The following is a 14,098-nucleotide window of genomic DNA, read 5'->3' on the forward strand; positions in this document are numbered from 1 at the left end:
ACTCCTTGAGGTCAGGCGACCGCCGCCTCGACCAGTTCGACGATTTGTTGCAGGCCGGCATCGATGTCGCCGCCCTTGATATGCACGCGCAGGTAGCGCCGTCCCCGTTCGGCCAGCACCTCGAGGTCGCCCTTGGCCTGGGCGGCCTCGACGACACCAAAGCTCAGGCTGCGCCCTGGAATCTCCAGGTCGTTCTGGGCATCGGCGGTAATCTGAATGAACACACCCGAGTTGGGGCCGCCCTTGTAGGCCTGCCCGGTGGAGTGCAGAAAGCGGGGGCCGAAGCCGCCGACGGTCGCTACGCGCTTGCTGTCGCGAATGCTATCACGCATGGCGCCCAAGGCCTCCTCGTGCACGGCATTGCGCTCGAGATAGGCCAGCACCGCCAGGTAATCGCCGGGCTGCAACCGCGCCAGGTGCGCCTTGAGCGCCGCGCGGGCGGTGTCCTGCCCCTGCAGGTCGGCATCGCCGAACAGGGCGAGATCACCCTCCTCCAGCAGCGGCTCGTCCCCGGCCAGCCGGCCTTCGCGCTCGTAGCCATCGGTGAGGGCGCGGGTCTTGACCTTGCTGGCCTCCACATCCGGCTGGTCGAAGGGGTTGATGCCGATGACGGCGCCGGCCACCTCGGTGGCCACCTCCCAACGGAAGAATTCCTGGCCGATCAGCTCGGCACGGGCGAGGCGGATGCCCACCACTGGGTGTCCGGCCGCGGCCAGGGCCTGCAGGCGAGCGTCGCGCTCGGCATCTTCCTCGCCGGCCAGTACCAGGCTGACAAAGACACGATCCGCGCCATAGACAGCAGGGTCGCCAAGCGGCTCCAGGTCCACCGGGATGATGCCCTTGCCCTGCTTGCCGGTGCTCTCCGCCAGCAGCTGTTCCAGCCAGGCACCGAGGCTCGCCACCCCCGGCGAGGCGATCAGGGTGACCTTGTCACGCCCTGCGCGAACCGCCTCGCCGAGCACTACGCCTAGTCGAATGCCAGGGTTGATGGCCGGCGGTGCACTGGAGCTGCAGGCCAGCACCATGGGCTGGGTCAGCTTGAAGAAGTCGGCCACCGAATGGCCGAGCAGCGCCAGGGGCACCATGCCGAACACCGACAGTACCGAGTAGCGCCCGCCGATATGGGGGTCGCCCTGGAAAATCGCACGGTAGCCCTCGGTGGTGGCACTGGCCTCGAGCTTGGAGCCGGGGTCGGTGATGGCGACGAAGCGCCGCTGCGCCTCGTCTGCGCCCAGCGCCCGCTCCGCGGCCTGGTGGAAATAGGCGCGCAGGATCTCTGGCTCCAGGGTGGAGCCGGATTTGCTGGAGACCAGGAACAGCGTCTTGGCGAGGTCCAACTGGTCTGCCAACGCGGCGATCTGTGCCGGATCGGTGGAATCGAGTACCTTGAGGGTCAGGCCGGTGGCGGTAGTCCCCAGGGTATTGGCCAGCACCTCCGGCCCCAGACTCGAACCGCCCATGCCCAGCAGCACCACGGTATCCAAGCCTTCCTGGCGAACGGCTTCGGCCAGGGCTTCGAGCGCCGCGGGATCGGCCTGGCGCCCCTGAGCCGCGGCCAGCCAACCGACCCACTGGTCTTCGTCACGACCGGTCCAGAGCGAGGCGTCGCCCTGCCACAGGCGGCGTGACCAGCCTTCACGACGGGCTTCGTCGAGGCGTGTCTCCACCGCCTCGCTCAACGCCGCGGGCAAACGATACTCAGCGGTATTCAGCCGCTCCCCGAGGAAATCGAGACGCTTCTGTCCCACCGCGCCCAGCAAGGCATCGGCGGCATCCTCGAACTGCCGGGCGCCATCCTTGACCAGTTGCTTGGCCACGCCCGCCAGATCCAGACCGAACCGCGCGGCCTGATCGATCACCTGCTGCGCCGCCTCGATCCCCATGTCCAACGAAGACGCCACGGTGCCATGTTCACGGAAGGCGTCCATCGTCTTGGGCGGCATGGTGTTGACGGTCTCAGCCCCGATCAATTGATCCACATAGAGGGTATCGGGATAGGCCGGGTCCTTGGAGCCAGTCGATGCCCACAGCAGCCGCTGCGGACGGGCACCCTTGGCTTCCAGCACCTTCCAGCGCGGCGACTCGATCAGCCGCCGATAGTCCTGATAGGCCAGCTTGGCATTGGCGATGGCGATCTTGCCGCGCAGCTGGGCCAGCGCGCTGTCGCTACCCTTACGCTCGTCGATGCGCTTGTCCAGCACGCCGTCGACCCGGCTGATGAAGAAGCTGGCCACGCTGGCCAGGCGGCCGATGTCCTGGCCCTGGTGCAACCGCGCCTCCAGACCGGAGATATAGGCCTCCGCCACCGCCATGTAGGCGTCGCGATCGAACAGCAGGGTCACGTTGACGTTGATCCCCTCCTCGATCAGCGTGCGGATGGCCGCGGCGCCTTCGGGCGTACCGGGTACCTTGACCATCAGGTTGGGCCGATCCACCGCCTGCCAGAGGCGGCGCGCCTCCTCCAGGGTGGCACGGGTATCCAGGGCCAGATAGGGCGAGACTTCCAGGCTCACGTAGCCGTCACGCCCTTCGAGGCGGTCATAGACCGGTCGCAGGATGTCGGCCGCCTGCTGGATGTCCTCGATAGCCAGGTATTCATAGACGTCCACGGGCTCGGCATCGGCTTTTTCGAGAAAGGCCTCGAGGCTGGCATCGTAGTCACTGCCGTGGCCCATGGCCTTCTCGAAGATCGAGGGGTTGGAGGTAACGCCGGTCAGGCCATCACGCTCGATCAGCGTCTGCAATTCGCCCTTGGCGAGGAATTCACGGCTGACGAAGTCGAGCCAGACCGCCTGGCCCTGTTCCGTCAGCTGTTTGAGGGGATTGCTCATGCGGCGCTCCCGGAGCGTTGTGCCTGCTCCTTGGCCAGTTTGACGACGTTCTCCACGGTGTAGCCGTATTTGGCCTGCAGCTTGCCGATGGGAGCGGAGGCGCCAAAGGTACTCATGGTCACCGAGGCGCCCTTGCGACCTATGTAGCGTTCCCAGCCCAGGGGACCGGCCTGCTCGATGGCAACGCGGCCCAGGACCTCGTCGGGCAGCACGGACTGCTTGTAGGCCTCGTCCTGCTCCTCGAACAGCTCCCAGCACGGCATGGAGACGACCCGCGCCTTCACCCCTTCGCCCTGCAGCTGCTCATAGGCCTGCATCGCCAGGCCCAGCTCGCTGCCGGTGGCCATGAGGATAACCTGGGGCTTGCCACCTTCGGCGTCGGCCACCACGTAGGCACCCTGGGCGACCCCTTCGGCACTCCCGTACTTCGAGCGATCCAGGGTCGGCAACGGCTGCCGGGACAGCACCATGCAGGAGGGTCTGTTGGTCTGCTGCAGGGCGATCTTCCAGGCCTGCACGGCTTCATTGGCATCGCCCGGCCTTAGGGTCAGCAGACCCGGCGTAGCGCGCAGTTGCGCCAGGTGCTCGATGGGCTGGTGGGTGGGGCCGTCCTCGCCGACACCGATGGAGTCGTGGGTGAAGACGAACACCACCGGCAGCTCCATGATCGAGGCCAGGCGGATCGGCGGCTTCATGTAGTCGCTGAACACCAGGAAGGTGGCGGTGAAGCTGCGTAGGTAGCAGAGCGCCATGCCGTTGGCGATGGAGCCCATGGCGTGCTCGCGAATGCCGAAGTGCATATTGCGCCCGGATGGCTCACGCGCCGAGAAGCTGCCCGCGCCGTCGAACTTGAGATTGGTCTTGGTGGACGGCGCCAGGTCCGCCGCACCGCCGATCAGCCAGGGAATCTGCTGGGCGAAGGCATTGAGCGCCTTGCCCCCGGATTCACGGGAGGCCACGCCCTTGGCGTCGGGCTCGAAGCTCGGCAGCTTGGCGTCCCAACCATCCGGCATCTCGCCGGCGCGCATGCGCTGGAGTTCGTCGGCACGGGTCGGATCGTCTTGGCGCAGGCGCTCGAAGGCGCGATTCCAGCTTTCGTAGAGACCGCTCGCGCGTTCCAGCAGGGCATCGCGCAGGTGATGACGGGCTGCGTCCGGCACCAGGAAGTCGGCGTCCTCGGACCAGCCATAGGCCTTCTTCGCCAGCTTGATCTCGTCGGCGCCCAGGGGCTCGCCATGGGCGGCGGCGGTGTTCTGCTTGTTGGGCGCACCATAGCCGATGAGGCTGTCGACCACGATCAGCGTCGGCTTGCCGGTGTTGCCCTTGAAGCGATGCAGGGCCGCGGCCAGCGCCTCGGCATCGTTGGCATCCTTGACGTGCAGGGTGTGCCAGCCATAGCCACGGAAGCGCTCGGCCACGTCTTCGCTGAAGGCCAGCTCGGTGTGGCCCTCGATGCTGATGGTGTTGTTGTCGTAGATCCAGCAGAGGTTGTCCAGGCCCAGGTGACCGGCCACGGAAGCGGCCTCACCGGACACGCCCTCCATCATGTCGCCATCGCCGCAGAGGACGTAGACGTCATAGTCGAACAGGGTCACGTCGGGGCGATTGAAGCGCGCCGCCAGCCACTTCTGCGCCAGCGCCATGCCCACGCTGTTGCCGCAGCCCTGCCCCAGGGGCCCAGTGGTGGTCTCGACGCCGGTGGTCATGCGGTACTCGGGGTGACCGGGGGTCTTGGAATCCAGCTGGCGGAACTGCTTGATGTCCTCGAGGCTGACCGCCTCCTTGCCGGTGGCGGTGCCGTGCTCGTCGATTTCCTTCACCCCCGCCAGGTGCAGCAGCGAATAGAGCAGCATGGAGGCGTGGCCGACCGACAGCACGAAGCGGTCGCGGTTGGGCCAGTCCGGGTGCTCCGGGTGATAGCGCAGGAAGCGGCTCCACAGCGTATGGCCGACCGGAGCCAGGGCCATCGGGGTGCCGGGATGGCCCGAATTGGCCTTCTGCACCGCGTCCATGGACAGGGTGCGGATGGTATCGATGGTCAGTTGATCGGCGTTGGAGCTGGAAGGTGCGGTGGAACCCATGGCAAGCATCCTCGTGCTGGCAGGAGCGCCACCCGCGACGAAAACGGAATGCACCGTCCGTGAAACCGTTTTCAACTGAGGCAACGCCCAAGAGAAGAAGGCAAAGCGGCCGGAGCGAGTCCGGGGCGGCGGGGGCGAGCTTCCTCTGCGACCCCACGCAGCAGTCGCGATCCTTTCTCTAGAACAGCGCCTTAGACGGTTGGTTCCCTCTGGGTAGATAGCCGGCTATCGACTTGCGCACTCATCAACCGGCGAGCAATTCCTGCTCCACGTCCAGCCCGGCATCACGCATCTGCGCCAGCTTGTATCTCAGGGTGCGGGCGCTGATGCCCAGGCGTTCGGCGGTCTCCTTGCGGCGACCGCGCTCGGCCTTCAGGGTGTCGAGGATCACCTGGAACTCCCGGTCACGCAGATCGGCGTCCAAGGGGCGCGGCGCTTCGAGGTTCGTCGGCTGCGCCAGGGTGGACGCCGTAGTGGTTGCAGCAGGCGCAAGCGAAAGGCCCATCGCCAGCCATTGCAGGCCGAAATCCTCGGGCTGCACCTCGTGCCCCGCTTGCAGGATCAGCGCCCGCTGCACGGCATTGTCCAATTCCCGCACGTTGCCCGGCCAGGGGTGCTCGGCCAGGGCCTGGCGCGCGGCGGCGCTCAGGGTCGGCACGGGTCGATTCATCCGCGCGGCCTGTACCGCCAGCAGGCGCTCGGCGAGGGGCGCGATGTCGGCCGGCCGGTCGCGCAGCGGGAGCCAGGCCAGGGGAAACACCGACAGCCGATAGAAGAGGTCTTCGCGGAAACGCCCGGCGGCCACTTCCTCCGCCAGCTTGCGGTTGCTGGTAGCCACCACGCGGATGTCCAAGGCCAGCGGCTTGCGCGCGCCGACCCGCTCCACCTCGCGCTCCTGCAATACCCGCAGCAGCTTGGCCTGCAGGCCCAGCGGCATCTCGGAAATCTCGTCCAAGAGCAGCGTGCCGCCCTGGGCCAGCTCGAACTTGCCGGGCTGGGCGGCGATGGCACCGGTGAAGGCACCCTTCTCGTGACCGAAGAGGATGGCTTCGAGCAGGTGATCGGGAATGGCCGCGCAATTGACCGCCACGAAGGGGCCGTCCGCCCGCGCCGACTCGTCGTGGATGAAGCGCGCCAGTACCTCCTTGCCGGTACCGGACTCGCCGGTGATCAGCACCGTGGCCTCGCTCTGGGCCACGCGGCGGGCCAGCTCCAGCAGTTGGCGGCTCTGGGGATCGACGGCGACCGGCTGGCGGGCATCGGGCTGCCGCCGCCCCTGGGGGGCGAAGCGCGCCAGCGCCTCCAACAGCAGCCGCGGTTCGAAGGGCTTGACCAGGTAGTCCGCCGCGCCGCCACGCATGGCCGCCACGGCGCGCTCGATGCTGCCGAAGGCGGTCATCAACAATACCGGTAAGCTCGGATCGCGCAGGCGAATGCTGGCCAGCAACTGATGACCGTCGATGCCCGGCATGTTGACGTCGCTGACCACCAGGGCGAAGGGCTGCTCTGCCAGGGCCAGCAAGGCGGCTTCACCGCTGTCCACGGCACGATAGGCATAGCCGCCGATCTCGAGGGTATCGGCCAAGGCCTCGCGCAGGGCGCGATCGTCTTCCACCAAGAGGATGGGCAGGGTCATGCCGGGGTCTCCAGGGTCGATAACAGCGGCAGGCTGAAGGTCACCACCGTGCCGCGACCCAGCCGGGAGCGCACCACCAGCCGACCGCCATGGGCCTTGGCCATCGCCAGGGCAACGGGTAGTCCGAGGCCGGTGCCGGTGGTCTTGGTACTGAGGAAGGGTTCGCCCAGGCGCTGCTGCACGGCCGGGGGAATACCGGGGCCGGTATCGCTGATGCTCAGGCGCAACTCGGCGTCGCGGCGATAGAGATGCACCTTGAGCCGTCCCGGACGACCACTGCCGGCCAGGGCCTGCAGGGCGTTGTGGATCAGGTTGAGCACCGCGCCCACCAGCATGTCGCGGTTGCAGGCGAGCAGACCGGCAGCGGCATCGTCCTGCCAGCGCACCAGGCAACTCCCCAGATGGGGCGCCGCCGCCTCGCGCAAGGCCGCGAACAGCGCCGCCGGCGTCAGGCGGTCCTGCAACGGCAGCTCGCCACGGGCGAACACCAGCATGTCACGGACCTGGTTCTCCAGTTCGTGCAGCCGTTCCTTCAGCCGACCGGCGAAGCGCTGTTGCTGCTCCACCGCCAGACCGCCCTCCTCCAGATGACTGGCATAGAGCAAGGCAGCGGTCAGCGGCGTGCGGATCTGGTGGGCCAGGGACGCCATGGTGCGCCCCAGCGCGGACAGCCGCTCATGCCGTGCCAGCTCGCCCTGCAAATGACGGGTTTCGGTGAGGTCGTTGAGCAGCACCAGTTGACCCGGCTCGCCGTCGAGCGAGCGGGTAGCGATAGAGACCCGGCGGCCATCGCGCAGGGATACCTCGTGGCCATCGTCATGGCGTGGGGCGAAAGCCCGGGCAATCACCGTACGCCACAGCTCTCCCACCAGCGGCCCGCCCAGCAAGGCGCTAGCCACTGGATTGACATCCCGTACCCGGCCGCCGCCATCCACCACCACGATGCCGGCCGGCATCACGTCCAGGAGATTCTGCAGCCGACTGGCCAGGCGCTCCTTTTCGGCCAGCTCCTGCAGACGTTGGGCAGACACCCACTCCAGCTCGCCCTGTAGCGAATTCATCCGTGCTTCCAGCAACTGGAAGGATTCGCTCAGCTGGCGCGACATCTGCCCCAGGGCCTCACGGGCCTGCGCCGAGGCGGAGGCGTCCGCAGGCGCTTCGGCGGCAACGGAGGGGGCTAGTGCTTGAGCAGGCATAGGCTTCGGCTCGCGACGGACAATTGACATTATCCGAGGTGGAGCAAGACCCATGCCGGCCTGGCACTAAGGCACCGGAGCCTGGAATCGGTACAGCCTTTTTTGGAGCGCCACAAAAATAGAAGCGGACGGGTTGTGCCGTCATCGGTCCGGTAGGGAGTTGCCAGGCGCAGCTTGGGCTGAGAGCCTTCTATCATCGAAGCCCGACAGAAAAAGTCGGCGCTGGTAACGTTGCCACTCTTCGCCATAGCTCTGCTATGGCTCGTCGCGGCGCCTAGCCAGTCGGAACGCCGAACCGCCCAAAAATCACTCGCCAATTCTTGCGCGAACTTCTGAAACACCGCACTAGGATTTGTCTGAAAAGTAGTATGTGTTAGTCAGCAAACCCACACGTTACCTTCGCGCCGGGCATAGCTGGCGCAAGACTTGCTATGGATCTTATTCCAGACCGATGGCGACATTTTTCAGCCGTTCGTTAGTTTCCCTGCAGACTAGAGGCTATGCCCATGTCCACTCATTTTTCCTGCGTAGGATGCGGCAAATGCTGTACCTCGCACCATATCCCGCTAACGTTGAGCGAGGCGATCCACTGGGTTCAACAGCAGGGTGAGTTGATCGTCCTGGTCGAAGCCTTTCTCGAGGACGGTCAAGGCATCTCGCAGGTGCAGCGCGAGCATGCCGAGCAGCGCTCCTTGCCGGTGTGGTGCGGGGAGACGCGTGCCTATGTCGCCATTACCTTCGCCGCCTATAACGTCGGGCGTTGTATGCGACTGGATGCCGACAACCGCTGCTCGATCTATGACGAGCGGCCCTTGGTCTGCCGTATCTATCCCATGGAGATCAATCCGCATCTTCCCCTACGACCCCATATGAAAGATTGCCCGCCGCACGCCTGGGAACAGGGGCCGGAGTTGATTCATGGTGGGCGTTTGCAGGACCAGGAGCTGATCGCGCTCATCGAGCGGTCACGACAGGCGGATCGCGATGAAATAGGTCGAAAGGCGGCGATCTGCACGGCCTTGGGCATTCGCACATCGGCACTCAAAGGCGATGGCTTCACCGCCTACCGACCTTCCGGTCCAGACTTCTTGGCGGCGACTGAGCAGGTGATGACCAGCCCGCCGATGGATGCGGCCACAGGCTGGGCGCTTCACGTATCGCACCGCGAATTAGCGGAGCAGCTCGAGGCGACCGGCGCGCTGATCGCTTCGGCCTTGACGCAAACGGACTATGGATTCATCGCGTTGAGCGCGGCATGAGCCTAAGAGGGGCTGGCAAAACGTAGCGAGCGATTGTCAGATGGGCGCGCGCGGCGCGCAGGAACGGCACCGGGCTCGCGCGCGAGTGTACGAGCGGTACACGAGGATTCCGAGCACTGCACGCGCCCGCATGGCGGACGCGCAGTAGTTTTGTTAGCCGCTCTGAGTCTCGCCGATCCCCGGAGTAGGTGAGACTTCGATTCTGAACTAGCTCTTGTCAGGTACCACGTTAAGTTGATGCTTGATTCAAAGCGCCTAGGCTTTGTTTGAAAAGTCGACGCGCGAACAGCGGTCCATACCGACCAGAGTGACCATTGCCTCGAAGCTGCTGGCCCGCTTGTCAAACCGAGTTCAGAGGCGGCGTTTTTCCTCAAGCCAGTTGAATAGGCGTTCGAGCGCATTGCGCTGGTAGTACGTGGATTGATCGAAAAGCCGAGGCGAGCCTGGACGCGGATTACGACGCATCCTGCGTCGGGCAATGACAGGTTGAATACCGACGCGGTCGCAATGATGCCGGAACACTTCGCTGTCATATCCCTTATCGGCCACAATACGCTGGCAGCGTTTGGGTGGCCTACCTTTGGCACCTCGCGGCCGCACCTGTTCGAGCAGGGGAATGAAGCGCTGCGAGCCAGCGCCTGCTGCCCGGCAATAACCTGAAGGTCAGCGGACACCATTGGACATCACACAGAGCAGATGGAGCTTGGTACCTAGTCCGTAACGGCTACAGCCCAACGCATGATCTCGCGGTTCGTCCGGGTCTCTTTTTTTGCCCCCGAGGCAGCCCGTGTGGCACGTATCGTACTGGAATCATCCAGGTGCCCAGATCCAGATAGCAATCCTGACGTAGCTTCAGATGCAGATGCGCCAGGAGGCGCTCGAAGGTACCGTCATCGCGCCATTGCTCGAAGTACCGGCGGTACCGCCATCCAAAGGCCATCGCGCTCGAGTAGACCACGCCATCTGGCGCCCAGGCATAGGATCCAGAAGATGCTATGGAGCATCTGCCGACCCTCACGGCATAGGCGTCCCCTCTCCTGGGTGAGGAAACGATCTCTTCGATCAACGCCCAGCACTTATTCGAAAGGTCGTAACGCCCGCCATGCTTGCCTCCGCGGTTATCACAGACTCAGACTAACAAGTACGACTTTCAGACAGACTCTAGATCTCTTCGTCGAACTCGTCGTCGCGACGGCCCATGCCGTACTTGCGCATCTTCTCGACCAAGGTGGTCCGGCGGATGCGCAACCGCTCGGCAGCACGCGCCACGACGCCACCGGCATCGTCCAGTGCCTGCTGGATAAAGCTCTTTTCCAGATTGGCCAGATAGTCCTTGAGATCCAGGCCTTCGCTGGGCAGTAAAGCCGAGGACGAGACCTCAACGGTTCCGATCCCGGCCATGGCTTCGCGCTCCTGCAACTCCTCGCGCAGGGACTCCACCATGGGATCGGCTTCGTCTTCCACATAGCGGAACTTGAGCGGCAACTCGGCTACGCCGATGACGCCATAGGGATGCATGATCGCCATGCGCTCCACCAGGTTGGCCAGCTCCCGCACGTTGCCCGGCCATTCGTGGCGACATAGCGACATGATGGCCGCCGAGTTGAAGCGAATGGAGCCACGCTTCTCGTGTTCCATCCGGGCGATCAGTTCGTTGATCAGCAGCGGGATGTCTTCGCCCCGCTCGCGCAAAGGCGCCATGTCGATGGGGAAGACGTTGAGGCGGTAGTAGAGATCCTCGCGGAAGGTGCCCGCGGCGATCATCTGCTCGAGGTTCTTGTGGGTCGCGGCGATGATGCGTACGTCCACGCTCTGGGTCTTGTTGCTACCCACCCGCTCGTAGGTCCGCTCCTGCAGCACCCGCAGCAGCTTGACCTGCATGGGCAGCGGCATGTCGCCGATCTCGTCGAGGAACAGGGTGCCGGTGTTGGCCAGCTCGAAACGCCCGGCGCGACTGGTGATGGCACCGGTGAAGGCACCTTTCTCGTGGCCGAACAGCTCGCTCTCCAGCAGCTCGGCCGGGATGGCACCGCAATTGACCGGTACGAAGGGCGCTTCGCGCCGCTTGGAGTGAAAGTGCAGGTTACGCGCCACCACTTCCTTGCCGGTCCCGGACTCGCCGAGGATGAGCACCGTGGCCTCGGTATCGGCCACCTGCTGCATCATCTTGCGCACGCCCTGGATGGCCCGGCTGGTACCGACCAGGCTGCGGAACAGCTCGGGTTCGCGCTGGCGACCCCGATCTCGAGCCTGGTCGTACATCTCGCGATAGACCTGGGCCCGATGTAGGGAATCCAACAGCTTGTTATAGGCCAGCGGGTATTCAAGGGAGACCAGCACGCGACGACGTACATCGTCCGGCCACTCCGGCTGGGCCGTCTCGCCCAGCAACAACAAGGGCACCATCTCGTCCCAGGCCACGACCTGCTTGAGCAGCTCGACGCTGTTGCCGCGGCTATCGACGCGCCCGACCAGCACGCAGCTGATCTGCCGGCTGCTATCGAGAGCTTCGAGGGAGGCTTGCCAGGTGGCACTGCTACAGGCGAGATGAGTTTCGCCGAGAAAATCGAGGATGATGGAGACGGCCTTGCACCGCTCGGTTTCATCGTCGATCAGAAGGATCTTGGTTTCACGCCACATGTCCCTGCCCCATCCGGCTAGTCGGTTCGCTACGCGCAGGTGTCGCCTGCATCCAAGTGCCAACTGGTCGGCATCTTGCGCAAGTTAAGACAAAATGCGACGCGGGGTCAATTTTATGGCGGTGGATTGTAGAAACTTTGAACTACCGTCTGGCGGACGACGATCAACCGAACAGCTGGTAGACCTTGGCGGCCTTGTCGGCGCGTTGCGCCTGGGTCAGCTCGACCGCAATGGCAGAGCGCTCGGCCGTGGTGGCGGCGATCAGGGTCTTGTAGGTCTTGAGCAGATTCTGCAAGGCGAACGTCAGCTCGGTCTCGCCAACCGGCGCTTCTTGCATGGCGACATCGACCGCCAGGCGGCAATCCAGATCGAGACGGCCGATGGCCTCCCAGTCCTGCTCGACGAGGGCCTGCTCCAGCTGACCGCGCAGCTGATTGATACGAACAACGATGGTAGCCATGGCTATCGTCCTCCAGGTCAGGCAGCCGTTATGCCATCCCAGCCTTCTTTGATATTACGCAGCAGCTGAGCGACCTCGTCGAGAATGCGCGTATCGTTGGTCCGGTTGGCCTCGGCCAAACGGGTAGCCATGTAACCGTACAGGGCATCGAGCCGATAGGCCAGTTCGCCCGCTTCGAAGTTCAGGGCGTCGCGCAGTCCGGCGATGATACCCAGTGCCTTGCCGATCAGTTGGCCTTTCAACAGGTATTTCTGATTCTGCATCGCACCCTTGGCCTGGGCGATGCGGCTCAAGCCACCCTCCAGCAACATCTGGATCAGGCGATGCGGCGACGCTTCGAAGACCCCGGATTGAACACCAATATTCTGATATTGGCGCAGCGCTGCAGATTGTGCGTACATGATTTCGCTACCTTGAATTCAACAGGTGATGCTGTGTTGGATATCCAAGCTATCGGCGCGCGCCCTACAATCTTTAGCCGTAATCAACGGCCAGGATCAACTCGACGACGAGTTCTTGTTCAGTACGTTCAGGGTGGTCAGCACACTGCTGCTGGTGCTGTTCAACTTGGCTACCAGGCTGTCCATGGCGTTGTATTTGGCGGTGAGGATATCGGTGAGCTTGGCTTGGCGTGCGGTGAGCGTACTCTGTTGAGTCTTCAGATCCGTCAGGCTGGACTGGATCGTCGACTTTTCCTGGGCAATCAGGCCTGTACCACTCTGGGTATAGGTATTGACCAGCTTGTTCATGTTGTTCAGCAGGCCAGACTTGGCGGAGAAGAAGTTCTGCACATCGCCGGCATTGGTCGCGAGGGCGGTGGACAAGGTCGAGGTATTCAGCGTTAGGTTTCCCGAGTTGTTCATGGAAATACCCAGCTGGGTCAGGTTCTTCAGGTTGCCGCTGCTGGTGGACGTGCCGAACACCGCACTCTGCAGGCTTCTCGTCAGCGTGCGGGTCATGGCATCACTGGTCAAGGCTCCGGAGGTGGTACTGGACGATCCATCCTCTCCCGTCGTGGTACTGACCTTGGTCAGGGTGCCAATGGTGTTGACCAGGGTATTATAGGCGTCGACGAACGTCTGGATGTTGGTCTGCAGTCCGGTGGTATTGGCACCCACGGTGACATTGGTCTGCCCCGTCGCGGCTAGCGTGAAGGTCACGCCGGTGACCGCGGTATCCAGGGTATTGCTGGAGCTGGTCATGCTCAGACCATCCAGGGTGTACTGGGCGTCAGCACCCTGCACCAGATAGCCGCCACCGGAAGTCGAATAGGCCTTGGTGCCATCGATAGCTAAAGACGACAGGGAACTGCTGCCGGTGGAGGAAACACTGATCGTCGAGTTGGCCCCCGTGGTGGTGGAGCTCAAAACCAAACGCGAGCCCGTCGAATCGGTGACGACGTTGGCCGAGATGCCAGAGGTGGAGCTTTGCTTGTTGATGCTGTCGCGGATGTTGGACAGGCTGGCGCCATCGCTCACACTGATGTTGTAGCTCTTGCCATTCTGGCTCAGCGTCAGGCTACCGGAGCCGAAGGTGGTGCCAGATGAAATGTACTGAGACCCGACCTTCGATGCCGTCGCCAATTGCTTGACATCCAGGGCATAGGTCCCTGCCACTGCGGTGGAATCCACCGTCGCCGTCGCCGTCGCTGCCGTACTGGAGGTCGCGGTCAGTCCGGCGAAGGAGGTGGTGGTGTTCAGATTGGCCACGGCCAACTGGAAGTCGTTCAACGCCGACGTCAGGGTGCCTACCGCAGTCAGACGATTCTGCGCCGAATTCTGCAGGGTCGTGATCTGCTGCTGCTTTCCAGCGGTTTGCGCGTTGACCAGCACCTCGACGATCGAACCGATGTTGATCCCGGAACCGAGACCGGTGGATGACTTGATCGCCCCAGAGGTAGCGGAGGCACTGGACGCAGAATTGCTCGTCGTCGAGCTAGTCGAACTGCTTGAGGTGGTCGAACTAGTCGAAGAAGTTGACGAGATAGTGGTCATG

At 63.9% G+C, this 14,098-nt stretch carries 9 protein-coding genes, 1 other RNA gene and 1 pseudogene; 1 reads left to right on the forward strand and 10 read right to left on the reverse strand.

From position 1 onward, the window contains the following. Nucleotides 1-11: 11 nt before the first annotated feature. From RND78_RS09995 to RND78_RS10010, 4 genes are all read right to left on the reverse strand, one after another. Nucleotides 12-2,831 carry a bifunctional transaldolase/phosoglucose isomerase gene (locus RND78_RS09995; RefSeq protein WP_312728304.1) on the reverse strand — a complete coding sequence of 940 codons (2,820 nt, stop codon included), beginning with the start codon at nt 2,829-2,831 and terminating at the stop codon, nt 12-14. Continuing rightward, complete coding sequence (gene tkt / locus RND78_RS10000; protein WP_312728305.1) at nt 2,828-4,912, reverse strand: transketolase; 2,085 nt, start codon at nt 4,910-4,912, stop codon at nt 2,828-2,830. Before tkt ends, RND78_RS09995 begins: the two co-directional genes overlap by 4 nt. 244 nt (nt 4,913-5,156) lie before the next feature. Continuing rightward, entirely contained in the window at nt 5,157-6,548 is a 1,392-nt protein-coding gene (locus RND78_RS10005) for a sigma-54 dependent transcriptional regulator (RefSeq protein ID WP_312728306.1), read from the reverse strand. After that, nucleotides 6,545-7,744, reverse strand: a complete 1,200-nt coding sequence (locus RND78_RS10010) for a sensor histidine kinase (protein WP_409457036.1) — start codon at nt 7,742-7,744, stop codon at nt 6,545-6,547. The genes RND78_RS10005 and RND78_RS10010 overlap by 4 nt, the downstream gene beginning before the upstream one ends. A 506-nt stretch (nt 7,745-8,250) precedes the next feature. Between RND78_RS10010 and RND78_RS10015 the strand changes: the two genes are divergently transcribed. After that, complete coding sequence (locus RND78_RS10015) at nt 8,251-9,003, forward strand: YkgJ family cysteine cluster protein (RefSeq protein ID WP_312728308.1); 753 nt, start codon at nt 8,251-8,253, stop codon at nt 9,001-9,003. A gap of 10 nt (nt 9,004-9,013) precedes the next feature. Here the strand turns inward: RND78_RS10015 and RND78_RS10020 are convergent. The 6 genes and pseudogenes from RND78_RS10020 to fliD all read right to left on the reverse strand — a co-directional run bounded on the left by RND78_RS10020 (nt 9,014) and on the right by fliD (nt 14,097). Continuing rightward, nucleotides 9,014-9,105, reverse strand: a non-coding RNA gene (locus RND78_RS10020) — sX9 sRNA. A 153-nt stretch (nt 9,106-9,258) separates the two neighbouring features. Next, nucleotides 9,259-10,069 (reverse strand): annotated as a pseudogene (locus RND78_RS10025) (IS5 family transposase). A gap of 95 nt (nt 10,070-10,164) precedes the next feature. Continuing rightward, nucleotides 10,165-11,643 (reverse strand): sigma-54 dependent transcriptional regulator, encoded by a 1,479-nt coding sequence (locus RND78_RS10030; protein WP_312728309.1) that lies wholly within the window; start codon nt 11,641-11,643, stop codon nt 10,165-10,167. Nucleotides 11,644-11,806: 163 nt separating this feature from the next. Beyond that, complete coding sequence (locus tag RND78_RS10035; RefSeq protein WP_312728310.1) at nt 11,807-12,103, reverse strand: flagellar protein FliT; 297 nt, start codon at nt 12,101-12,103, stop codon at nt 11,807-11,809. Nucleotides 12,104-12,120: 17 nt separating this feature from the next. Next, the gene (fliS, locus tag RND78_RS10040) at nt 12,121-12,504 is read right to left on the reverse strand and encodes a flagellar export chaperone FliS (protein WP_312728311.1); all 384 of its coding nucleotides are present in this window, start codon (nt 12,502-12,504) and stop codon (nt 12,121-12,123) included. A gap of 96 nt (nt 12,505-12,600) precedes the next feature. Next, a complete protein-coding gene (gene fliD, locus RND78_RS10045) occupies nt 12,601-14,097 on the reverse strand; it encodes a flagellar filament capping protein FliD (protein WP_312728314.1) in 1,497 nt (498 codons plus the stop codon). Nucleotide 14,098: the final 1 nt, after the last annotated feature.

Origin of the sequence: Pseudomonas oryzihabitans (genome assembly GCF_032027545.1) — a bacterium.
GTDB lineage: Bacteria > Pseudomonadota > Gammaproteobacteria > Pseudomonadales > Pseudomonadaceae > Chryseomonas > Chryseomonas oryzihabitans_F.

Coding starts and splice junctions, on each gene's coding strand:
- RND78_RS10015 (WP_312728308.1), top strand. CDS start 8,251: ATGTCCACTCATTTTTCCTGCGTAGGATGCGGCAAATGCTGTACCTCG.
- RND78_RS10010 (WP_409457036.1), bottom strand. CDS start 7,744: ATGCCTGCTCAAGCACTAGCCCCCTCCGTTGCCGCCGAAGCGCCTGCG.
- RND78_RS10035 (WP_312728310.1), bottom strand. CDS start 12,103: ATGGCTACCATCGTTGTTCGTATCAATCAGCTGCGCGGTCAGCTGGAG.
- RND78_RS10005 (WP_312728306.1), bottom strand. CDS start 6,548: ATGACCCTGCCCATCCTCTTGGTGGAAGACGATCGCGCCCTGCGCGAG.
- RND78_RS10030 (WP_312728309.1), bottom strand. CDS start 11,643: ATGTGGCGTGAAACCAAGATCCTTCTGATCGACGATGAAACCGAGCGG.
- tkt (WP_312728305.1), bottom strand. CDS start 4,912: ATGGGTTCCACCGCACCTTCCAGCTCCAACGCCGATCAACTGACCATC.
- RND78_RS09995 (WP_312728304.1), bottom strand. CDS start 2,831: ATGAGCAATCCCCTCAAACAGCTGACGGAACAGGGCCAGGCGGTCTGG.
- fliS (WP_312728311.1), bottom strand. CDS start 12,504: ATGTACGCACAATCTGCAGCGCTGCGCCAATATCAGAATATTGGTGTT.
- fliD (WP_312728314.1), bottom strand. CDS start 14,097: ATGACCACTATCTCGTCAACTTCTTCGACTAGTTCGACCACCTCAAGC.